Raw genomic sequence first — 19,773 nt, 5'->3', positions numbered from 1 at the left:
CCGAAACCGCCTCAGACAGGCGTGATGGGTAGGCGCCGAACCCGGGCCACCGTGTCGTCTATGACCACGATTGCGCCCTCGTTGAGATCACGTTCAAATGCGGGCAGGTTCCTCACCAGCAGACTGCCGACCTCGTCGGGGCCCACGTTCTGCGTTCTACGCAGGAGCACGAACGACGGCTTTGCCAATTGTCGTCGAGCGAGAATGGTGCCGAAATCCGTGTCGGCCGACACGACTATCCGATCGTCCTCGGCAGCGATTCAGCGATGGCCTCGTCAGCCCACCTCTGCATTCCAAGCGATCGGGTGTCAACGACATCAAACCCAGCGGCTGCCAGGATTGCGGGCAGATGCCGCTAGAGATTCTGGTCAAGCAGGAGCCTCATGCGGTCAACAGCGGAACCTGGCGCTCAGCCACGGCGGTGGCAGCGAACCGCAACGCCTGTCGAACGTCTTCGACTTCGAGTTCTGGGAAGTCGTTCAAAATCTGCTCGGTCGTGCGGCCGTCGGCGACCATGTTCACGATCGTCGCGACTGGCATGCGCAGGTCGCGGATGATGGGCACCCCGCCCATCTTGCGCGGGTCGACCTGAATACGCTCGAACGCCATATCGCGAGTCTACGGCCTACACCTGGCCAAAGCGGGTGGTGCACGATCGCCCAACTCAGTGGCGCACACCGCGCCGGGCCACCATCGGGGGCCGGTCACCCCTGATGGACGCCACCATGTCGACCACCCGACGAGTCGCCCGCACGTCGTGGGCGCGGAAGCAGACCGTGCCCAGCCAGCCGGCCACCGCGGTGGCGGCGAGGGTGCCGTCGAGCCGGTCGTCGACAGCCAGGTCGAGGGTCTCGCCGACGAAGTCTTTGCGGCTCAGAGCTTGCAGCACTGGGTACCCGAGGGTTGAGATCTGAGCGGTTGCCCGCAGCACGCGCAGTGAGTGGCGGGTGGTCTTACCGAAGTCGAGGGTCGGATCGATCAGCACCGAAGTGGGGTTCACGCCGGCACGTTCAGCCCGCTCGGCACCGAGCCGCAGGGTGTCGAGCACGTCGGCCACGACGTCGTCCGGCTCGTCGTTTTGCCCATAGCTCACACCATGGGGGTCGGTGCGGGGTGCCGCTCCCCCGGTGTGCGAAACGACGTAGCCGGCACCCAGTTCGGCGGCCACGTGGACGAGCTCTGGGTCGGCACCCTGCCAGGTGTCGTTGACCAGATCGATGCGCACGTGAGCGCAGGCTCGGGCCACGGGGGCACGCCAGGTGTCGAGGCTCAGCAACAGGTCGGGGTGGTTGGCCCGGATCAGTTCGAGCAGCGGCAGCACCCGTTCGATCTCTTGGTTCTCGTCGATCCAGTCCCCCTGCTGGCCGGCGCGCACGCCCCCCACGTCGATCAGGTCGGCACCGTCGGCCACGAGTTGGCCGACGGCCTCGGCGGCGCGGGCGAGGTCGTCGTAGCGCGCGGCGGCATAGAACGAGTCGGGAGTGCGGTTGACGATGCCCATCACGGCGGGGTTGGCGGCGGTGAACGTGCGGCCGCGCAGGGTGAGCGGCGTGGAGGTGACGAGTGTCACGGGTTCGACCTCGGTTGGCACCCGTCCAGCCTGCCGATTGTGGGTGCCATCTGTCACCCCGATGGTCATCGCTCGGCGCGGGCGCGAGACTGTGGTCGTGCCTAGTTGGGAGATCCCGGCGTTCGCCGGGATCTCCCAACGCACCACTCACCAACTGATGAGCGACGCTTAATCCTCCCAAGAATCCTATTCATCAAGCCATTTATCAACTACAATAGAACACATGAGCGTAGCTGTTCCGAGCACCCCGCAATCGGCGGTGGACCGGCTCCGGCACGCCCAACACCTCCGCCGACAAGCCGACGCCATCGAGCTACAAGCCATCGCCGACGAGCTCGACGTCACCAATGAACGAGCGGTCCGCGTCGGGTCGGACGGCGCCGCCCTGGTCGGTGAGTTCCTGCCCCTGGAAATAGCAGCAACCAAAGCGATGTCGGTCACTGCTGCGACCTGGTTGGTGCGTGACGTGATCAACCTGCGCGACCGACACCCGATGCTGTGGGCCAGTGTTCTGCAGGGTCACGTGCCTGCCTACCGCGCCTTCCAACTCACCAGCTGGCTGCCCGTTACCACCTGAGCCGGACACAGGCGCACGACCTCGACCAGCGCCTCGCGAGCAAGTACGGCCGTATCGGTTGGGCCAGGTTGATGCGGCTCGACCGCGGCCTGATCGCCATCATCGCCGCCAACAACGTCCAAGCCGCCGCCGAGACTGCGCGGGCCGGCCGATACGTTCGTACTGCCGTCACCGAACAACCAGTAGTGAGCGAACTATGGGCCCGGCTCGACACCGCAGACGCCCAGCAACTCGAAACCACCATCGCAACGCTGGCCAAGACCCTCGCCAAACAGGGCGACACCGACGAACTCGACGTCCGCCGCGCCAAAGCCCTCGGCATCCTCGCCACCCCCGGCCGAGCCGGCGCCCTCCTGCAAGGCCGTGACGACAAGCGCTACCTACCCCGCACGAAGGTGTACCTGCACCTGAGCGACACCATGCTCACTGGCACCGACACCCAGGTCGTGCGTGGTGAGACCCTCGGCCCGCTCGTCCGTGACCAGTTGCGTGACCTGTTCGGCACCCATCGGCTCACCATCACCCCCGTCATCCACGAAGGCACCGAACCCGCCGTCGACAGCTACGAAATGCCCGACCGCATCCGCGAATCCGTCCTACTGCGCGACGTCTGCGAAGTCTTCCCGCACAGCTCACGAGCCGCCCGCAGACTCGACCTCGACCACACCATCCCCTACACCGAAGGCGAGAAGGACCAAACCCGACCCGACAACCTCGGCCCCCTTACCCGAACCGTCCACCGCGCCAAAACCACCGGCCGCTGGCGATTGAAACAGCCCAAATCCGGCACCTTCTGGTGGAGATCCCCAAGCAACCAGACCTACCGCGTCACCAACCAAGCCACCGACGACCTCCGCGAATGGTCACCCTGCGAACGTGCCCTGCTGTGGAGGTTCGACGAGCAGCCTCCGCCCGCCTAAGCGGACGGGTGCGTCATGTCGGCCGGCACGACCCAGGCGTCGAACTCTTCCGCGGTCAGGTCGCCCGACGCCAAGGCAGCTTCGCGCAAGGTGATGCCCTGCTTGTGCGCCTTCTTGGCCATCGCGGCGGCCTTGTCGTAGCCGATGTGCCGGTTGAGCGCGGTGACCACCATCAGGTTCGAGCTCAGGTTCGCGTCGATCTTGGCCCGGTTCGGCTCGATGCCCACCGCGCAGTGCACGTTGAACGAGCGGCACCCGTCGGCGATCAGCCGAATCGACTCGAGCACTGCGTGCGCCATCACCGGCTTGTACACGTTCAACTGAAAGTTGCCCTGGCTACCGGCGAAGCCGACCGTGACGTCGTTGCCGAACACCCGGGTGGCCACCATGGTGAGCGCCTCGCACTGGGTGGGATTCACCTTGCCCGGCATGATCGACGAGCCCGGCTCGTTCTCGGGGATCAGCAACTCGCCGATGCCGTTGCGCGGGCCCGACGCGTACCAGCGCACGTCGTTGGCGATCTTCATCAAGGCGCCCGCCAGCACTCGCAGCGAGCCGCTCACCTCGACCAGTGAATCGTGCGCCGACAACGCGGCGAAGAGGTTGTCGGCCTGCTGAAAGTCGAGCCCGGTTTCGTCGGTGATCTTGGCCGCGGTCAGCGCGCCGAACTTCGGGTGCGCGTTGAGCCCCGTACCCACCGCGGTGCCGCCGATGGCGAGGCTGCGCGCCCGGGCATCGGCCGCGCGCACGCCGTCCAGGGCGAAGTCGATCTGCGCCACCCAGCTGCCGATCACCTGACCGAGCCGAATCGGGGTGGCGTCTTGCAGGTGGGTGCGACCGACCATGATGACGTCTTCGAACTCGGCCGCCTTGGCCGCCAGCACGTCACGCAGGTCGGTGACGGGTGCGTACAGCCGCTCGTTGAGCTCGCTCACCACCGCGATGTGCATGGCGGTCGGAAACGTGTCGTTGCTCGACTGCCCGCGGTTCACGTGGTCGTTGGGGTGCACGGGCTTCTTCGAACCCATCTCGCCGCCGGCCAACTCGATGGCGCGGTTGCTGATCACCTCGTTGGAGTTCATGTTCGACTGGGTACCCGAACCGGTTTGAAAGACGACCAGCGGGAAGTGCTCGTCGAGGGTGCCCGCGATCACCTCGTCGGCGGCCTGCACGATCAGGTCGGCGACGTCGGTGGGTAGCTGGTCGAGTTCGGCGTTCGCCTGCGCCGCCGCCTTCTTCAGCACGCCCAGCGCGCGAATCATCGGACGGCCCCACACGAACGTGTCGCGGCCGATGTCGAAGTTGCCCAGGCTGCGCTGCGTCTGAGCGCCCCAGTAGCGGTCGGACTGCACCTCGATGGTGCCCATGCTGTCTGATTCGTGGCGCGTGCTCATGCCCCGAGCTTATTGCCGATGGCTACTTCGCGGGCAGCGTTCGAGCGAAGGCCAGCCCGTGGGCCACCACGGCGCCCAACGCGTCGTCGTCTTCGATCGCGGCCGCGTCGAGGGTCAACCAGTTCGCCATCTCGCGCCCGTTCATCACCATCGGCGCGGCGTCGGCCAGGTAGCTCGCGTCGGCGTCGGCCGCGTCGGTTCGCACCATCACCCCGCCCTTCGAGCCGGCGACCACCGCCATGTTGCCCTTCACCAGAAAGGCCAACCCGCCGAACATGCGCATCTCGGTGATGTTCGGTTCGTCAACCAGCAGGGTGCGAATGCGGCCCGCCACGATCTCGTCGAATGCCATGGGGCGAGTATGCAGGGGGGCTCAGACAAAAGCCGCGAGGACGAACGAAACACCGGGGCTTCGTTCGTCCTCGCGGTCTCGACCCTAAGCGTTCCCCCCCTGTCACGCCACAACCCCCCCGGGTTCACCCAGAAGATATATCCATCCGGGCACACTTCACCCGGGTGACCAAAGGGTGGCACTGCGCACAATTGCGTAGGCATGATGAGCCCCATGGGCGAGAGCGACACGAAGAAGAAGGGCGGCGAGAGCCTGCTGACCGTGGTCATCGCCTTCGCCGCCAACCTGTTGATCGGCATCGCAAAGACCGTCGCAGCCGTGTTCACCGGCTCGGCCTCGATGGTAGCCGAGGCGTCGCACTCGTGGGCTGACGCCGGCAACGAGGTGTTTCTGCTGATCGCCGAACGTCGCTCGGATCGTCCGCGCGACGCCAACCACCCGTTCGGCCATGGCCGCGAGGCCTACGTGTGGTCGATGTTCGCCGCGTTCGGACTGTTCGCCGTGGGCGCCGCGGTGTCGATCTGGCACGGCATTCAACAACTCACCGCCGAAGACGAGGGCGGCGACTACCTGATCGGCTACATCGTGCTGGCCCTCGCGTTCGTACTCGAGGGCATCTCGTTCACCCAGGCGCTGCGCCAGGCCACCGGGGATGCCTCTCGGCTGGGTATTCGCCCACTGGAGTACATCGGGCTCACCTCGAACCCAACCCTGCGGGCGGTGTTCGTCGAAGATTTCGCGGCGCTCATCGGCCTGCTCATTGCGGCTTTGGGCATGGCCCTGCATCAAGCCACCGGCAACGCCATTTACGACGCGATCGGGTCGATTCTGGTGGGCATATTGTTGGCGGTGATCGCAATCTTTCTGATTCGCCGCAACCGCGAATTCCTGGTCGGCCAGGTGGTGCGTCCGTCGGTGCGCAACAGTGTGCTGGCGAAGCTGCTCGACATTCCAGAGATCGACGCGGTGACCTTTCTGCACCTTGAGTTCGTCGGTGCCGAACGGGTCTTTCTGATCGCGTCGGTCGACTTGGTGGGCGATCCCGACGAGCGTGACCTGGCCCGCCAGCACCAGGCGATCGAAGACCGGCTCGAAGGCCACCCGATGATCGAACGGGCTCTGCTGACGCTGCCCGCCCCGGGCGCGAAACCCCTGCTGCCGGACGCTACGGTGCGAGACCCGCGATGGCCGGCCTGAACCCCAGCCGCCGGTTCTCGCAACATCCCGGACGGCACACGTCGTACCAGGGCCCCAGCGCAGTGACCGACGCCCGCTGACCGGCCGGACGGCCCTCGACCCGCTCGGCGACCAGGTCGACCAGGGCGTCCACGAAGGCGTCGGAGACTCCAGGGGTCGGGGTGCGCCGCACCCACAACCCCGCCTCTTCAGCCGTTTCGACGGCTTCGGTGTCGAGGTCCCACATCACTTCCATGTGGTCGCTGACGAAGCCCAGCGGCACCAGCACCACCCCACGGCGGCCCTGCAGGGCCGTGATCGCGTCGTTGACGTCGGGCTCGAGCCAGGGCTGGTGCGGCGGGCCCGATCGGCTCTGGTAGACCAGCTGCCATGACACCGCGGGCGCGGCCTGGGCCATCACGTACTCGGCGACCGCCCGGTGCTGCGCGGGGTATGCGCCGCCCGCCAGAGCGTTGTCGTCGTGCGGGCCCGACAACTGGGCGTCGATCGTCGGCACCGAGTGCGTGCAGAACAGCACCTCGAGCTCAGCGGGGTCGAGTCCGTGCGAAGCGGCCTCGGCGATGGCGGCGTCCACGCCGTCGATGAAGGGCTGCACGAAGCCCGGATGGTCGAAGAACGGACGCACCTTGTCGATGCGAACCTCGGCCTGCAGGCCGGTGTCTTCGAGGGCGTCCGCCCAGTCTTCGCGGTACTGCCGGCACGACGAGTACGACGAGTAGGCGCTGGTCGGAATGGCGATCAGCGTGCGGTGCCCGTCGGCGTGTGCCCGGCCGATCGCCTCGTTGAGGAAGGGCGTCCAGTTGCGGTTGCCCCAGTACACCGGCAGCGGCAGGCCGCGCTCGGCCAGCCGCGCCTCGAGCGCCGCCCGCAGCTCGCGGTTGTGCTCGTTGATCGGCGAGACGCCGCCGAAGTGGCGGTAGTGGTGGGCGACCTCTTCGAGACGGTCGTCGGGAATGCCGCGGCCACGGGTCACATTGCGCAGAAACGGAATCACGTCGTCCTGGCCCTCGGGCCCGCCGAACCCCGACAACAGCACGGCGTCATAGCGGGTCGGCACCTCGACATGCTCGGGTCCCGACGCGGCCCCGGCGGTCGCACTGGCGACCAGTGCGCCCTGGTCGTAGAAGACGCCCGAGGCGGTCGGCGGCTTGCTGCCCACCGGACTCATGCCAGCACCTCGGCCACCTCGTCGACGCCGATCAGCCGTCCGGTGAAGAACGGCACCTCTTCGCGCACGTGCAACCGGGCCTTGGTGGCGCGCAGGTCGCGCATCATGTCAACCAGGTCGGTCAGCTCGTCGGATTCCATCGGCAGCAGCCACTCGTAATCGTTGAGCGCGAATGACGACACCGTGTTGGCGATCACGCTCGTGAACGCGGCACCCTTGCGGCCGTGCTCGGCCAGCATCGCCCGGCGCTCGTCGTCGGGCAGCACGTACCAGTCGTACGACCGCACGAAGGGGTAGACGGTCAGCCAGGTGCGGGCCCGCTCACCGCGCAGAAAGCCCGGCACGTGCGCCTTGTTGAACTCGGCGTCACGATGCACGCCCATGGCCGACCAGGTGAGGGCCAGCGGGGCCAGTTCGTGCGTGCGCCGCAACCGACGCACGGCGGCCTGCAGGCCCTCGGCGGACGGCCCGTGCAGCCACAGCATCAGGTCGGCGTCGGCGCGCAGCACGCTGACGTCATAGAGGCCGCGCACCGTGACCCCGTCGGCCTCGACCGCGGTGATGGCGTCGGCGAGAGACTCGGTGGCGGGGGCGGCGTTGGCGGCGCTCAGCGCGTCGCGGCGCAGCACCGTCCAGACGGCGAAGCCCGTGCGGCCCGGCTCGGTCATTGCTTCTCCTGTTTTCTCAGTAGGCGGGCGGCTTCTGCCCGCGCGTGTGGGACGACCGCGGCCAGCCCGACGCCGGCGATGCCGGCGCCGACCAGGGCCAGGTCGTCGCCGGCCCGCGCGGTCAGCCAGTCGCGGGAGGCGGCAACCCCGGGGGTGCCGGGCGGGAGGGTGCGCCAGCCGGTGCGGCGAATCTCGAGCGGCTCGCTGATCGGGCGGCCGAGCAGCGCGGCGGCGTCCGCGCGCACCAGGGCGGTGAGCTCGGCCGGCTTCAGCACCGACGTGACCGGCGCCAGCCCGCGGCGTCCGTACGACAACCGCAGCACCTCGCGGCCGCCGGCGGCGGCGCGCAGCCAGCCCCATTTGGCCGTCGAGTGGGTGAGCGCCTTGGCGGCCACGCCGGGCACGTTGGCCGCGACCAGCACGCCGGTGCCGCGGGGGGCATCGGTCAGGTCGTCGTCGAGCACCAGGGTGATCACGTCCAGGGCGGCCGGCTGCGCCTCGGGCGCAGGACCGCCCAATAGGGCGGCGGCGGCGTCCAGGGGCAGGGCGATCACCAGCAGGGGCGCACGCTCGGTGCCGGCGGGCGTGGTGACCTGCCAACCGCCGGACGTCCGCTCGACGCGGCTCACCGGCTGACCGCAGCGCACCTCGACGGAGCCCGGGGTGGTGGCCGACACCAACCGGTCGACGAGGGCGTGCATGCCGCCGCGAATGCCGTTGACCGCGCCGCCCGGCGGCGGGGGTGCCACCGATCGGGCCACCGCCTCGCGCAGCGGCGTGCCGGCCTCGACCAGGGCGGCGGTGGTCGGAGCGAGGTCGGCCAGCCGTACCTCTTCGGGGGTGGTCGAGTACACCCCGCCGACCAGTGGGGTGACCAGGTCGTCGACCACACGCTGACCATAGGCGGCCCGGGCCCAGTCGGCCATCGTGGCACCCTGAGGGGCTTGCGCGGCCGGCACGTCACCGACGACCGCGCGCACGTCGGCCGCCGTCGGATCGGCGGGCAGGCCGAAGTAGAGGCCCTTCGGGATAGGGTGGGCACCGGTGGCGGTCTGCAGCCAGGCGCCGCCGGGTTCGGGACGCTCGATCAGGTCGCCGGCGTCAATATCGGCCAGCAGTTGGGCGACCGCACCGCCGCGCACCGAATAGCCCTCGGCGCCGACGTCGAGGCTGAGCCCGGCCACCTCGGCGCGTCCGAGCAGCCCGCCCGCCCACTTCCAGGCGTCGAGCACGAGCACCCGGGCGCCGTCGTGCGCCAGCTGCCAGGCGGCCACCAGGCCGCCGGCGCCGGCACCGACCACGATGACGTCGGTCATGCGCTGTGCACGTAATCGACGATGCGGGTGAGCACGTCCGGGTCGGTGTCGGGCGGCACCCCGTGGCCCAGGTTGAACACATGGCCAGTGGCCGATTCGCCGCGCCGCAGCACGTCGTCGATGGCGTCGCGCAGCACGGGCCAGGGTGCGCCCAGCAGCGCCGGGTCGAGGTTGCCCTGCACCGCCGTGTCGCCGATGCGGCGGGCGGCGTCGTCCAAGGGGGTGCGCCAGTCGACGCCCACGCAGTCGACGTCCAGGTCGAGCAGCGGGTACAGCTCGCCCGCACCCACCGCGAAATGCACCAGCGGCACCCGACGGCCGGCGTCGTCGGTCAGGTCGCGCACCGCGTCGAACGTGGTCCTGGACGTCGGGGCGACGTGTCGTTCGTAGGTGGCGGCGGGCAGTGAACCGGCCCACGAGTCGAACAGTTGCACCGCCGACGCGCCGGCCAGCACCTGAGCGCGCAGAAACCGTCCGGACACATCGGCGCACCAGCCGAGCAGCGCCGCCCACGCGTCGGGGTGCCGGTGGATCATCGCCCGCGCCGCCAGGTGATCTTTGCTGGGCCGGCCGGCCACCAGGTAGGCGGCCAGGGTGAACGGCGCCCCGGCGAAGCCGATCAGGGGATCGCGGCCGCCCGGCAACATGCGCAGGGCCGCCACCGTGCGCTGGACGGCCTCGGTGATCGGGGCCAGCGCGCCGTCCAGGGCCTCGGCCGGGTGATCGGCGAGCAGCTTCTCGACGGCGGCGGGCGAGTCCACGGGCGCGGCGAACACCGGGCCGACCCCGGGCTCGATCTGAACCTCGACCCCGGCCAGTTTCAGCGGCACCACGATGTCTGAGAAGAAGATCGCCGCGTCCACTCCGTGCCGGCGAACCGGCTGCAGGGTGATCTCTGCGGCGAGCTCGGGGGTGAGGCAGGCGTCCAGCATGCGAGTGCCCACGCGCAGGGAGCGGTACTCGGGCAACGACCGTCCGGCCTGCCGCATGAACCAGACCGGCGTCATCGGCGGCCGCTCACCCCGGTAGGCCGCGATCAGCCAGGCGTCACGGGTATCCGAGTTCAGCGGGTGGGTGGGGCCAAGCTGAACGACGGACACGTGTCTCACCCTATGCGCTGGCGCCGCTGTTCGGGTGCGGTGCCCCCAACACTCGGTCGATGGGCCCCGGACTACGCACTTCGCGTCAGCGAAAGCTGGCAAATCGCTGATGAATCACCCGCATTCGGCGATGCCGGTCTATGCTGGCGCGGTGCTGATGTGCCTGACCGCGAGCCATCGCACGCACCACTTCGCCGAACTCGAACGGCTCAGCGCGACGTGGGGTCACGAGCTCGCCGATGCCCTGCTCGCCAGCGACGGAGTCGCCGGTGAGATCGTGCTGAGCACCTGCAACCGGTTCGAGATCTACCTCGACGTCGACCGCGCCGCGGTGCCGGTGGTGGAGAGCCTGGGCCGGGAACTGCAGGTGTTGCGCGGCGAGCGAGCCGCGCGGCACCTGTTCGGCGTGGCCGCCGGCCTCGAGTCGGTGGTCGTGGGCGAGCCCGAGATCGCCGGCCAGGTGCGCCGCGCGCTCAACCACGCCGAGGGCACCGGCAGCGCCAGCCCGCTGCTGCAGCGGGTGTTCTCCGACGCCCTGCAGACTCGTCGCACGGTGCGCAGCCGCACCGGCCTGGGCTCGGCCCGTCCGTCGCTGATCAGGCTCGCCCTCGACCTGGCCTCTCACCGCGTGATCGACTGGACGACCGCCCGGGTGCTGCTGGTCGGCACCGGGCGCTACGCCACCTCGTGCCTGGAAGCGCTGCGCGATCGGGGGGTGGGCGACATCACGGTGTGGTCGCCGTCCGGCCGGGGCGCCGAGTTCGCGCAGCGGCACGGACTCACCCTGGTGAGCGGGCATGCCGTCGCCGCGGCCGCCGGCCGGGTGGACGTGATCGTCTGCTGCACCACTAGCCCCGACATCGTGGTCGGCCCCGAACTGCTGGACGGCTCGTGCCCGGTCACCAGCCACCTCGCCGCGCAGTGCCCCGTGGGCCGGCCCGAGCTGAACACCAGGCGCCGGGTGATCATCGACCTGGGCCTGCCCCGCAACGTCGACCCCCGGGTGGTCGAACTGCCAGGGGTCGAACTGCTCGACCTCGAGGCGATCAAGCTGCACGCCCCGCTGCAGCACTTGGCGGTGACCGACGACGCCGAAGCGCTGGTGCGCGAGGCGGCCGCGGCTCATGCCGACGACGCGGCGGCGATCGGCCCGGCGGTGGCCGCCCTGCGAGCCCAGGTGGGTGACGCCCTCGAAGCCGAGATCGCCCGGGTGCGCAGGCGCTACGACGCCGAGACCGCCGACCGGGCCGAGGCGGCGCTGCGGCACTTCGCCGGCGTGCTGCTGCACCGGCCGTCGGTGCGAGCGCGCGAACTGGCCAGTTCGGGTCGGCGGGAGGAGTTCCTCGACGGCCTGCAAGCCGTCTTCGGCATCGAACGCCCCGCCTGACCCTCTGGCGCGTCACCTCGAACAAAGACGCGCCCAGAGGTCGTCTTGCCTCACGTCAAGATGTCCGCGGGTGATTGGCGCGTGCCTCATATGAAATGTCCGGATGGTTAGGCGGCGGGGCGGGTGCCGAGGGTGCGTGCTTTGGCGAGGTCGATGAGTTGTTGCTGGATGTGGTTGATGCCGCGGGTGATGCGGGCGGGGTTGAGCAGGTCGTGTTCGGCGGCGAGTCGGGTTCGGGTGGTGTCGTCGAGGGTGGCGGTGTCGAGGAGCCGCTGGTAGGGGGTTTTGGGTTTGTCGTAGACACGCTTCTTGCGGCCGCTGCGGGTCTGGGTCCAGTCGACGGCTTTGACGCAGGGCAGGAGGTGGTTCTTGCGGGCCATGACGAGGTCCCAGAGTTGGTTGAGCAGGGCGAGTTCGGTGTCGGTTTCGTAGCGGTAGCGGAAGGCGTGGCGGCGGACCCAGTCGCCGTTGCGTTGCTCGATGTGGGCGTTGTCGTTGTGGTGGTAGGGCCGGCCGCGGGTGATCGGGATGTGGTGGTCGTCGCACCAGGCGATCACGGACCAGTTCATGAACTCGGAGCCGTTGTCGAAGTCCATGCCGGCGATCGGGAGGGGTGCCAGTTTGGCGATCCATTCCAGGCCGTTGTGGACGTGCACGAACGCGTTGTTGCGGATGCTGCGCAGCATGGTCCAGCCTGTCACCGGATCGGTTGCTGACAAGGTGCGAAGGAACTCGCCTTTGAGTGTGTGGCCGCAGTGAGCGACAGTGTCCAACTCCAGAAACCCGGGCACGGTGATCGGGTCGTCGGTCGCGGCCCGGACTGGGATCGAGGACCGCAGGATGTGCGAGGGTCGGGTGCTGGACAGGCCGGCGGCGGGGTAGCCGGCAGCCTTGTGCGGTTTCAGGTAACGGTCGATCGTGGCTGCCGACATCGACCTTAGTTCGTCGATCACCGTGTCGCTGACCCGGTCGGCGACCTTGCCGAGCTCACGGTCTCGAACCAGCCGACACAGGGTGTCCTCCATCACCACGGCCAGGTACTTGCCCGATGGTTGACCGGCCATCCGCCACACCTCCTGCAACACGATCAGCGCATCGTAGGAGTACTTGCGTGGGCGTGGTTTCCGCTGCTGGTCACGGGCCGCGCCCTTGCGGGTGGCCGCGGCCCGGATCGCTCGGCGGGCGTGATCGCGGGTCCAGCCCGTCGACGCCACTAGCGCGTCGAGGATATGGCTCTTCTCAGCTCTGTCCGCCTTCGCGTATTCGCGGGCGAACTTTTTCGTCAGATCACGGCGCGACGCCATCGACAACTCCCTGCTCACAGGGCCAGGGAACCCCAACAGCTAGGCGGACATCCTCATGTGAGGCACGCGCTGCCCTTCCCGGACCTTTTACGTGAGTCAAGTCGCTTCCTTGCCCGTCGAATCAGTTCGGTGTAAACTGGCCAGCTACCCGTAAGTTACGCGAGCTTGGCAATCAACTCTCGATCCACGCGGCGAATAGAGCTGCACGGCCCCTATTAGCTCTCATGACAGGAATGCTGCTTGCCCCGACGACAGGATTGGCTTTTGCCGATTCCGCAATCTGCAGACAGTCGACAATGTCGCCTGCCTCAAGCAGTACGACGCGACCCGTCGCTCTTAGTAGCAACGCGGACTGGCGCTGCCCCGAGGCAGGGAACTACACAACGACGACGATCGTGCCGAAGCTTTGAGCACGGGCCACTGTCTCTCGCCAGTCTTCATCACCCGGGCGGATAATAGCTACTTGCGCGGCCTGGCTCTACGATGTCGCTTGGAAGGAGCCGCCTCCGATGCTGATCAAGACGATGTACGTGAGGTTCTACAAGTCGTTCAACTACGACTACCTGCGCAAGTACAAGCTCAACCGAGAAGACGGCGAGCCCTGGGACGCTGCACCAGGAAGCGGGAGACGTCGAAGACCTGCGCCTCACCTCGACGTCATGCAATTGCAATCCCCGCCAACGAGTACGACGTTCATCTCTTACGCGTGATCCCGGCGCCGCGCGCGAATGCTGTTTGGCCCTGAGCGTGCAGGGCCTCGTCGCCAATTCAACGATTGGGAGAGATTGCCAGGACTCGAGCGCTCCGATTAGTCAGGTTCATTTGATACAATTTGCCATCGTCCGATACAAGAAGGGGCCGGCTTGGCACAACGACGCCGGGACGAGGCAACGTGTACGTCTCGAGGATCGTACCGCCAGCGTCGAGGTGGTAGACGTATCCCCAGTTCCTCGGGCTGTCAACATAAACCCAATACCAGGAATTGGTTGAGTTGCGCGCGAGCAATGTAGCGTCCTCAGGTGTCCCAGGTGTCATGAGGTCAATGGCGAACTTGCCGTCGTGAATCTCCACGCTGCTTTTGTTCAGAAGAAACTCGGGCCGGGCCGGCAGGGGTCCGGGCCCAACAATGATCTCAGGTTTCCCCTTCGCAGGCGTGGCGATGAGATTGTCGTCCTCGCGGGACAATTTCCCCATTGGCCACTGCGTAGAGTCGTTGACCGCCAGTTCGCGAGTCAAGGTTCGTTTCAAGCGAGAGTCCACGACTGTGTATGAACGCACCGCGTCACCCGCGAGTAGCCAGTACGTGGACCCCTCCACGCGAATATCTTCACAGCAATCGAGACCGGGTGACTTGAAGCTGCGTAGACGCTTCCCCTGTCGAAACTCCACAAGTCTGTTATTGACGTAATCGTTTACGGTAATCGTCGACCTTGAGACAAAAAAGGTCTGCGGCCCAATCGCCTCCATGCCGCGTTGCCGCTCAATCAACGATGAATCATCGACCAGCACCTTCACCGCAGAGGCAGCTGTTGGCACGCCAGTGCCATCGACCGTGCGTGGGCCGCTCGGGATGGCGGTGTTGCTCGTTGTTGGCGGCGTTGTTGGAGAATCAGTCACACTGGGTGTGAGTGAGCAGCCACCCGCCAGTAGACCCACGCATAGCACGACGGAGAGACACCGACGCTGTAGGCGAGGGCTGACTCGATCAGTCATTACCCGCGAGGTTCCTGTAGCGCCCAACCTGCCACCCGCCGAAGTCGGTTTTCGGACGATCCCATGCCATGACTCGGGTCACGTCGCGATTTACCTGGGCAAATCGGGAGCAAAGTGGGTGATTGCTGAGGCGACCACTACCAAGTCGTCCTCGGACCATGTTCGGCATGGAGCCATTATGGAGCCATTGCGCAGAGGTCGTGCACCGAGCTGGTCAAGCAGATCGTCGAGATGGGCGGCCACCGCTGGTCTGCAAGATGTCGTTCGACATGATGCGGCTCAACGAGGCCCATCTGTTCGAGGGCGTCGAGGCCGTGATCAGCGCCACCGACCTGACGCGTCATCCCGGCGAACGCCGGGATCTCCCAGCTGACGCCAGGACGGCCGTCGTGAGCCCGATACCCGGCGCAAGGTCCTGCCACGTGGGGTTGATCGAAGCCACCAGGTCGTCCTTCCACGAGCGGCGCCAAGTCTTCCACTGCTTTTCGCGTTCGATCGCCGCGGTGATGCTGTCGCCGGCCTCGAAGTAGACGAGCTTGGTGCATCGATACCGCTGTGTGAACCCACGCTGAAGCCCGAGCTTGTGCTCGGCCACTCGGCGCAGCAGATCGTTGGTCACCCCGATGTAGAGCACCGTGTTGTGAGTGTCGGCCATCAGGTAGACGTAGGCGTCGCGAGTCATGTTTGGACGCTAGGCCGCGCATCGGACAGTGCGGCCCGGTTACGCTAGTTATCCGCAGGTTTGGAGATTCCGGCTTCCGCCGGAGTGACGAAGTTCGTCATCCCGGGCTTGACCCGGGATCTCCCAACCGCACCCGAGAGAGCCACTCCAGGCGTCGTTTCAGCTAGCCGAGCGCACCTCGTCGACCGTGGCGAGGAAGTTTTCGGGCGCCAGCCCACCGCGGCCGAGGAAGATGCCGTCCGGCATGTCGGCGCCCCTGGTCGGCTCGCCGGTGTGGGCGCAGGGGCCGAAACGCGAGACGTCTTGCGCGCCGACGAGCATGCCCGCCTCGGTCAGCGCAGGGGCCCACCGAGCCAAGCAGCGCCGCCGGCATGCACAGGTACGCACCCTCGCCACCGCCCCGCTCGCCAAGCCCAGCCGCCACCGTGCGCGCCCAGTCGAGCGACTCGGCCAGCCCCAGATACGCCTTGCTGGACGCCCCGATCAGCAGGTTGGGCAGTTCGATCAGGCGTTTTCCCGCGCGATGGTCTGCAGCGAGGCGAAGGTGATCATGCCGTCGTGGCGCACGTCGTCACCCGCGATCAGCTCGGCGGGGGCGTCCGGCTCGCCGAGGTCTGACACCACGATGCGCGCGGCCGGGAACGGGTCGTTCTTGGTGAAGTGGCTGACCGTGACGATGTGCGCGATGCCGGCCGCGGCCGCCGCCTTCGCCCCGCTCTCGCTGTCTTCGACGACCACCGCCTGGCTGGGTTCGAGACCCAACTGCTCCAGCGCGTACAGGTAGATGTCGGGGGCCGGCTTCTTCGCCTTGACGATGTCGCCGCCGTAGATGCCGAACAGCCGGTCGCGGGTGGCCTGCCCGAACACCGCCACCGCGACGGCCTCGACGCTGGGCACCGCAGACGTGGACGCCACCGCGACCTGCCAGCCGCCGTCCAGGGCCTCTTCGACCAGCCGTTTGATGCCGGGCCGGCCGGGAATGTGCCCGCCGTTCACGATCTGCTGGTAGTCGTAGCTCTTGCGCCGGTGCACTTCGGCGAGCAGGGCGTCGAGGTCGTCCATGCCGGGCAACTCGATCTCGGGGTGGTCTAGCAGGTAGGCCTTCAGGCGCTCCTTGCCGCCGCCCACCTTCAACAGCTTCGCGTACTCGTCCTCTGACCAGCGAAACGGGTAGCCCGCCTCGTCGAACACCTGGTTGAACGCGACCAGGTGACCGTCCTTCTCGGTGTCGGCCAGCACGCCGTCACAGTCGAGAATCAGCGCGTGCTCACTCACTGGTCGCCCGCCCGTCCGGCCCCATCTCGACCAGCGGAGTGGAAGATGCCCGCGAACTCGACCATCAGCGCCTTGGACGCCTCGATCATCGGCTCGAACAGCTTCGTCGGCTCCCACTTGTTGGACGCCTCGCACTGTTTGAGGTAGTCCAAGGCCGATTGCATGTAGGCCCGCTTGAGCGCGGTCGAGATGTTGATCTTGGTGACGCCGGCGTCGATGAACTCGTCGAACTCGGCCTGGGTGAGGCCAGTGCCGCCGTGCAGCACCACCGGCAGGTCGGTGAGCGCGCCGATCTGCCGCACCCGTTCGGGCAGCAGCACCGGCTGGGAGGAGTACATGCCGTGCGCGGTGCCCAGTTGGGGCGCCATCAGGTCGGTTCCGGTTTCGAGCGCTACCTCGACCAACTGCTCAACGCTGTACGAATGCCGCGCCTCATCAGAGCCGACCCCGTCTTCGACGCCGATGATGTTCTCGATCTCGCTCTCGACGCTCACCCCAGCCGCGTGCGCCTCGGCGCACACCTCGCCGGTCTCTTTGCGGGCCTGGTCGAGGTCGCGCTCGGACGCGTCGAACAGCACCGAGCTCCAGCCGTGCTTGATCGCCAGCGTGATCACCTCGCGGTCGGGGCAGTGGTCGAGGTGTAGTGAGACGCCCACCGAGGCGGCGTCCGCGGCGTCACGGGCGGCGAAGTGCAGCACCCCGGCGCCCGCCGACTTCACGGTTTTGACCGAGGTCTGCAGAATCACCGGCGAGCCGATCGCGTCGGCGGCTTCGACGACCGCCTTGATGGTGAGCGGGTCGATGATGTTGATCGCGGGTACCGCGTAGCCCTTGCCCCGGGCGGCGGTGACCAGGTCGAGGGTGTTGACGTAGGGCATGAGGCTCCTTCTTGCTGACGCGACGCCGGGTCGGAAGAACTCGTATAGACAACTATAGACAACTTCCGGACGGCTGGCTACCGAACGCCGGTGCCGGCGACCTGAAACACCACTTTGCGGCCCTTGCCCACCAGGTCGAGGCCGGTCGCCCAGTCTTCCAGCGGCAGCACGTCGTTGACGAACGACTCGGCGTCGATGCGTCCATCGGCCATCAGCCGCAGGGCGGTAGCTCTGCGCGTTCTTGCCCCTCGATCCACGGTTGCCCGCGACCAACTGCTCCGGACGCTGCTCGCCCTGCCCTACATGCGTGACCGGCTGACCCAGCCCGACCTACTGGTGATGGCCGGGGAGTGGACCGAAGACCTGATGGTCCGGGTGCTGAAGCGGGCGTCGACCTAGCAGTTGGTCGAGCTTGTCGAGGCCACCTCGCCGGTGCTTGGATCAACCTCGTGTCAGTTGCACGGCTGTCGATTCGTCCAGCCGTTGCTGCGGAGCGGACGCACTGTTCGCCATGGCCGACCGGCTCGCCACCTCCGCCGTGCCCGTCAGGTCTGCGTTCGACGCCAGCCTGCAGACGATACTCGCCGACCCGAACCAGTTGCGGCTGGCGGCGGCAGCGGACGGGCGATCGGTGGGCTACCTTCACGGACTCGTGCATCCGGCCCTCCACGCCAGCGGCAACAACGCCTGGGTGGACGAACTTTGGGTGCACGAGGACGTCCGGCGCCGCGGTGTCACACGGGCGCTGATGACCGCTTTCGACGTTTGAGGTGCGGACCGCGGCGCCGTTCAGGTCACGCTGGCCACCACCCGGGCAGGCGCCCTCTATGCAGCACTCGGCTACACCGAGTCGGCCGTGTATCTGGAAGAAGGGCCTCGCCCCGCACCCGTAGAAAGAGGCCTCGACAAGCTCCACCAACGAGCACTGCTCAGCCGAATGCCAACTGCCGTCCAGTTGCTGGCGCCTGCGCCTCACTCAGGTCGTAGTCGAACTCGAGGCGCACCCTGTCACCGCGGAACTTGATTCTCGTGTACTCGAACAGCCGGCGCGATCGGTCACTGATCCGCTGCTCCAGAAGCAGCAGCGACGTGCCTCTGCTCACGTCCAACATCGTCAACTCGTGCGCGGTCGGAGTGAGCGACTCCAGCGTCTCGTGCACGTACACCATGTCGAGGCCGTAGTCCTGGGCCAGCACCTGGCAGAGCTGCCGCTGGGCCAGGTCGTGCTCCAGCAGCCCCGGGGCCAACGGCACCGGCACGTACGACTTGTGCAGGCTGATCGGCGCGTCTTCGGCGAACCGCAGCCGCTCGACCATCGACAGCGGGGTGCCCAGCGGCACGTTCAGCTTGCGAGCCAGCCGATCGTCCGCCTCGACCACCTCGGAGACCAGCGTCGCGGTGCGCGTCGAGTAGCCCTGCGCTTCCAGTTGCTCACGAACCCCGTAATACGAAGGCGAGCGGGTCGCGATCTTGCGCTGCGCCACGAACGTGCCCTTGCCGTGCACGCGAAACACCAGACCCTCGTCGACCAGCTTGCCGAGCACCTGACGAATCGTCATGCGGCTGATCGAATAGATCTGATTCAGCTCGTTCTCGCTCGGTATGCGTTGCTCCGGCTGCCATTCACCGCTGAGAATCTTCTGACGCAGTTCATCGGCGAGCTGCAGGTAGAGAGGAACAGCGGAGTCCCGGTTCAAGGTCACGAGCCATCCCCTCAGCTTGGCTGTACATGTATGGTCATGTATTGTAGCTTGTCTAGCCTGAGCTTACCCCAGCGACCCCGTGCCGCTGATCGAGCCGCGCCGCAACGAGGAGTCACCGCCCCGCTTCGAACTGGGTGACAACGAGATGGAACTCGGCATCGGCGTGCACGGCGAGCCGGGCGTCAAGCGGGTGCCGATGATGAAGGCCGACGACATCGTCGACACCCTGCTCGACAAGGTGTTGGACGACCTCAAGCTTGAGTCGGGCGAGAACGTGCTGCTCTCCATCAACGGCCTGGGAGCCACCCGCCGTGCGAGCAGTACATCATGTACAACCACGCTCACGACGTGCTCACCGAGAAGGGCATCAACGTCACCCGCAGCCAGATCGGCAACTTCTTCACCTCGCTGGAGATGTCCGGCGCCTCGCTGACCGTGATGCGGCTCGACGACGAGCTGACCGAGCTGTGCGACGCCCCGGTGCGGACGGCGGGCTGGCGCGCCGGTATGTGACCAGGGACGGCGGTCCCGACGACGGGATGGCCCGGGACACGGAATTCGTGCCCCCG

Annotated in this window: 23 protein-coding genes and 1 pseudogene; 6 read left to right on the top strand and 18 right to left on the bottom strand. The window is 67.3% G+C overall.

All coding sequences use genetic code 11. The features are described from left to right. Window positions 1–11 precede the first annotated feature (11 nt). From MPLG2_RS15350 to folP, 3 genes are all read right to left on the bottom strand, one after another. Window positions 12–260: a DUF5615 family PIN-like protein gene (locus MPLG2_RS15350; protein ID WP_331826945.1), complete on the bottom strand. Its 249-nt coding sequence runs from the start codon at window positions 258–260 to the stop codon at window positions 12–14. A 121-nt stretch (window positions 261–381) separates the two neighbouring features. Further along, on the bottom strand, window positions 382–609 hold the full coding sequence (locus MPLG2_RS15345) for a DUF433 domain-containing protein (protein WP_105186897.1): 228 nt from the start codon (window positions 607–609) through the stop codon (window positions 382–384). Between the two features lie 55 nt (window positions 610–664). Further along, window positions 665–1,570 carry a dihydropteroate synthase gene (gene folP, locus MPLG2_RS15340; protein ID WP_231935685.1) on the bottom strand — a complete coding sequence of 302 codons (906 nt, stop codon included), beginning with the start codon at window positions 1,568–1,570 and terminating at the stop codon, window positions 665–667. Between the two features lie 223 nt (window positions 1,571–1,793). Between folP and MPLG2_RS15335 the strand changes: the two genes are divergently transcribed. Then, window positions 1,794–2,147: a hypothetical protein gene (locus MPLG2_RS15335; protein ID WP_158681260.1), complete on the top strand. Its 354-nt coding sequence runs from the start codon at window positions 1,794–1,796 to the stop codon at window positions 2,145–2,147. 71 nt (window positions 2,148–2,218) lie between these two features. Next, window positions 2,219–3,067: an HNH endonuclease gene (locus tag MPLG2_RS15330; protein ID WP_105186894.1), complete on the top strand. Its 849-nt coding sequence runs from the start codon at window positions 2,219–2,221 to the stop codon at window positions 3,065–3,067. Here the strand turns inward: MPLG2_RS15330 and fumC are convergent. Beyond that, complete coding sequence (fumC, locus tag MPLG2_RS15325; protein WP_105186893.1) at window positions 3,064–4,461, bottom strand: class II fumarate hydratase; 1,398 nt, start codon at window positions 4,459–4,461, stop codon at window positions 3,064–3,066. The genes MPLG2_RS15330 and fumC overlap by 4 nt on opposite strands. 22 nt (window positions 4,462–4,483) lie before the next feature. Then, entirely contained in the window at window positions 4,484–4,813 is a 330-nt protein-coding gene (locus MPLG2_RS15320) for a TfoX/Sxy family protein (protein WP_105186892.1), read from the bottom strand. A gap of 213 nt (window positions 4,814–5,026) precedes the next feature. Between MPLG2_RS15320 and MPLG2_RS15315 the strand changes: the two genes are divergently transcribed. After that, entirely contained in the window at window positions 5,027–6,010 is a 984-nt protein-coding gene (locus tag MPLG2_RS15315; protein ID WP_231935684.1) for a cation diffusion facilitator family transporter, read from the top strand. On the opposite strand, the gene MPLG2_RS15310 is transcribed toward MPLG2_RS15315, so the two are convergent. The 4 genes from MPLG2_RS15310 to hemE are packed head-to-tail and all read right to left on the bottom strand — an operon-like array spanning window position 5,979 to window position 10,262. Then, the gene (locus tag MPLG2_RS15310) at window positions 5,979–7,178 is read right to left on the bottom strand and encodes a ferrochelatase (protein ID WP_105186890.1); all 1,200 of its coding nucleotides are present in this window, start codon (window positions 7,176–7,178) and stop codon (window positions 5,979–5,981) included. The two genes, MPLG2_RS15315 and MPLG2_RS15310, sit on opposite strands and share 32 nt — an antisense overlap. Continuing rightward, entirely contained in the window at window positions 7,175–7,846 is a 672-nt protein-coding gene (gene hemQ, locus MPLG2_RS15305) for a hydrogen peroxide-dependent heme synthase (protein WP_105186889.1), read from the bottom strand. Before hemQ ends, MPLG2_RS15310 begins: the two co-directional genes overlap by 4 nt. Continuing rightward, window positions 7,843–9,162 carry a protoporphyrinogen/coproporphyrinogen oxidase gene (locus tag MPLG2_RS15300; RefSeq protein ID WP_105186888.1) on the bottom strand — a complete coding sequence of 440 codons (1,320 nt, stop codon included), beginning with the start codon at window positions 9,160–9,162 and terminating at the stop codon, window positions 7,843–7,845. Before MPLG2_RS15300 ends, hemQ begins: the two co-directional genes overlap by 4 nt. After that, window positions 9,159–10,262 (bottom strand): uroporphyrinogen decarboxylase, encoded by a 1,104-nt coding sequence (hemE, locus tag MPLG2_RS15295; RefSeq protein WP_105186887.1) that lies wholly within the window; start codon window positions 10,260–10,262, stop codon window positions 9,159–9,161. Before hemE ends, MPLG2_RS15300 begins: the two co-directional genes overlap by 4 nt. Window positions 10,263–10,392: 130 nt before the next feature. Between hemE and MPLG2_RS15290 the strand changes: the two genes are divergently transcribed. Further along, on the top strand, window positions 10,393–11,649 hold the full coding sequence (locus tag MPLG2_RS15290; RefSeq protein WP_197709972.1) for a glutamyl-tRNA reductase: 1,257 nt from the start codon (window positions 10,393–10,395) through the stop codon (window positions 11,647–11,649). Window positions 11,650–11,756: 107 nt separating this feature from the next. Here MPLG2_RS15290 and MPLG2_RS15285 read toward each other — a convergent pair whose 3' ends face one another. The 7 genes from MPLG2_RS15285 to MPLG2_RS19700 form a co-directional block, all read right to left on the bottom strand. Then, window positions 11,757–12,953 (bottom strand): DDE-type integrase/transposase/recombinase, encoded by a 1,197-nt coding sequence (locus MPLG2_RS15285; RefSeq protein ID WP_173909635.1) that lies wholly within the window; start codon window positions 12,951–12,953, stop codon window positions 11,757–11,759. Window positions 12,954–13,721: 768 nt separating this feature from the next. Continuing rightward, window positions 13,722–14,468 carry a hypothetical protein gene (locus MPLG2_RS15275; RefSeq protein ID WP_105186885.1) on the bottom strand — a complete coding sequence of 249 codons (747 nt, stop codon included), beginning with the start codon at window positions 14,466–14,468 and terminating at the stop codon, window positions 13,722–13,724. Window positions 14,469–15,006: 538 nt separating this feature from the next. Beyond that, window positions 15,007–15,348: a GIY-YIG nuclease family protein gene (locus MPLG2_RS15270; protein ID WP_105186884.1), complete on the bottom strand. Its 342-nt coding sequence runs from the start codon at window positions 15,346–15,348 to the stop codon at window positions 15,007–15,009. Window positions 15,349–15,507: 159 nt separating this feature from the next. Beyond that, on the bottom strand, window positions 15,508–15,669 hold the full coding sequence (locus MPLG2_RS18640; protein WP_158681259.1) for a hypothetical protein: 162 nt from the start codon (window positions 15,667–15,669) through the stop codon (window positions 15,508–15,510). Between the two features lie 183 nt (window positions 15,670–15,852). Next, window positions 15,853–16,623, bottom strand: coding sequence for an HAD-IA family hydrolase (locus MPLG2_RS15265; RefSeq protein ID WP_105186883.1), 771 nt, complete (start codon window positions 16,621–16,623; stop codon window positions 15,853–15,855). Further along, a complete protein-coding gene (locus MPLG2_RS15260; RefSeq protein WP_105186882.1) occupies window positions 16,620–17,501 on the bottom strand; it encodes a class II fructose-bisphosphate aldolase in 882 nt (293 codons plus the stop codon). Before MPLG2_RS15260 ends, MPLG2_RS15265 begins: the two co-directional genes overlap by 4 nt. A 77-nt stretch (window positions 17,502–17,578) precedes the next feature. Next, the gene (locus MPLG2_RS19700; RefSeq protein ID WP_269459151.1) at window positions 17,579–17,713 is read right to left on the bottom strand and encodes a hypothetical protein; all 135 of its coding nucleotides are present in this window, start codon (window positions 17,711–17,713) and stop codon (window positions 17,579–17,581) included. A gap of 299 nt (window positions 17,714–18,012) precedes the next feature. On the opposite strand from MPLG2_RS19700, the gene MPLG2_RS15255 reads away from it, so the two are divergent. Beyond that, a complete protein-coding gene (locus tag MPLG2_RS15255) occupies window positions 18,013–18,270 on the top strand; it encodes a GNAT family N-acetyltransferase (protein WP_105186881.1) in 258 nt (85 codons plus the stop codon). A gap of 160 nt (window positions 18,271–18,430) precedes the next feature. Here the strand turns inward: MPLG2_RS15255 and MPLG2_RS15250 are convergent, their stop codons facing one another. Together MPLG2_RS15250 and MPLG2_RS18845 are read right to left on the bottom strand one after the other, a co-directional pair. Continuing rightward, window positions 18,431–19,204, bottom strand: coding sequence for a GntR family transcriptional regulator (locus tag MPLG2_RS15250; protein WP_197709971.1), 774 nt, complete (start codon window positions 19,202–19,204; stop codon window positions 18,431–18,433). Window positions 19,205–19,267: 63 nt separating this feature from the next. Next, window positions 19,268–19,420, bottom strand: a complete 153-nt coding sequence (locus MPLG2_RS18845) for a hypothetical protein (RefSeq protein WP_173909583.1) — start codon at window positions 19,418–19,420, stop codon at window positions 19,268–19,270. On the opposite strand from MPLG2_RS18845, the pseudogene MPLG2_RS19880 reads away from it, so the two are divergent. Continuing rightward, window positions 19,350–19,717 (top strand): annotated as a pseudogene (locus MPLG2_RS19880) (dihydroxyacetone kinase subunit DhaK). The gene MPLG2_RS18845 and the pseudogene MPLG2_RS19880 sit on opposite strands and share 71 nt — an antisense overlap. Window positions 19,718–19,773: the final 56 nt, after the last annotated feature.

It is taken from the genome of Micropruina glycogenica (assembly GCF_900289045.1).
Lineage (GTDB): Bacteria > Actinomycetota > Actinomycetes > Propionibacteriales > Propionibacteriaceae > Micropruina > Micropruina glycogenica.
This window is presented reverse-complemented; position numbering and strand designations above follow the sequence as displayed.

Excerpts from the sequence above, each read along its gene's own strand:
- MPLG2_RS15345 (WP_105186897.1), bottom strand. The coding sequence starts at position 609 with ATGGCGTTCGAGCGTATTCAGGTCGACCCGCGCAAGATGGGCGGGGTG.
- MPLG2_RS15335 (WP_158681260.1), top strand. The coding sequence starts at position 1,794 with ATGAGCGTAGCTGTTCCGAGCACCCCGCAATCGGCGGTGGACCGGCTC.
- MPLG2_RS15330 (WP_105186894.1), top strand. The coding sequence starts at position 2,219 with ATGCGGCTCGACCGCGGCCTGATCGCCATCATCGCCGCCAACAACGTC.
- fumC (WP_105186893.1), bottom strand. The coding sequence starts at position 4,461 with ATGAGCACGCGCCACGAATCAGACAGCATGGGCACCATCGAGGTGCAG.
- MPLG2_RS15320 (WP_105186892.1), bottom strand. The coding sequence starts at position 4,813 with ATGGCATTCGACGAGATCGTGGCGGGCCGCATTCGCACCCTGCTGGTT.
- MPLG2_RS15315 (WP_231935684.1), top strand. The coding sequence starts at position 5,027 with ATGGGCGAGAGCGACACGAAGAAGAAGGGCGGCGAGAGCCTGCTGACC.
- MPLG2_RS15310 (WP_105186890.1), bottom strand. The coding sequence starts at position 7,178 with ATGAGTCCGGTGGGCAGCAAGCCGCCGACCGCCTCGGGCGTCTTCTAC.
- hemQ (WP_105186889.1), bottom strand. The coding sequence starts at position 7,846 with ATGACCGAGCCGGGCCGCACGGGCTTCGCCGTCTGGACGGTGCTGCGC.
- MPLG2_RS15300 (WP_105186888.1), bottom strand. The coding sequence starts at position 9,162 with ATGACCGACGTCATCGTGGTCGGTGCCGGCGCCGGCGGCCTGGTGGCC.
- MPLG2_RS15290 (WP_197709972.1), top strand. The coding sequence starts at position 10,393 with ATGCCGGTCTATGCTGGCGCGGTGCTGATGTGCCTGACCGCGAGCCAT.
- MPLG2_RS15285 (WP_173909635.1), bottom strand. The coding sequence starts at position 12,953 with ATGGCGTCGCGCCGTGATCTGACGAAAAAGTTCGCCCGCGAATACGCG.
- MPLG2_RS15270 (WP_105186884.1), bottom strand. The coding sequence starts at position 15,348 with ATGACTCGCGACGCCTACGTCTACCTGATGGCCGACACTCACAACACG.
- MPLG2_RS18640 (WP_158681259.1), bottom strand. The coding sequence starts at position 15,669 with ATGCTCGTCGGCGCGCAAGACGTCTCGCGTTTCGGCCCCTGCGCCCAC.
- MPLG2_RS15260 (WP_105186882.1), bottom strand. The coding sequence starts at position 17,501 with ATGCCCTACGTCAACACCCTCGACCTGGTCACCGCCGCCCGGGGCAAG.
- MPLG2_RS19700 (WP_269459151.1), bottom strand. The coding sequence starts at position 17,713 with ATGGCCGATGGACGCATCGACGCCGAGTCGTTCGTCAACGACGTGCTG.
- MPLG2_RS15255 (WP_105186881.1), top strand. The coding sequence starts at position 18,013 with ATGGCCGACCGGCTCGCCACCTCCGCCGTGCCCGTCAGGTCTGCGTTC.
- MPLG2_RS18845 (WP_173909583.1), bottom strand. The coding sequence starts at position 19,420 with ATGTCGTCGGCCTTCATCATCGGCACCCGCTTGACGCCCGGCTCGCCG.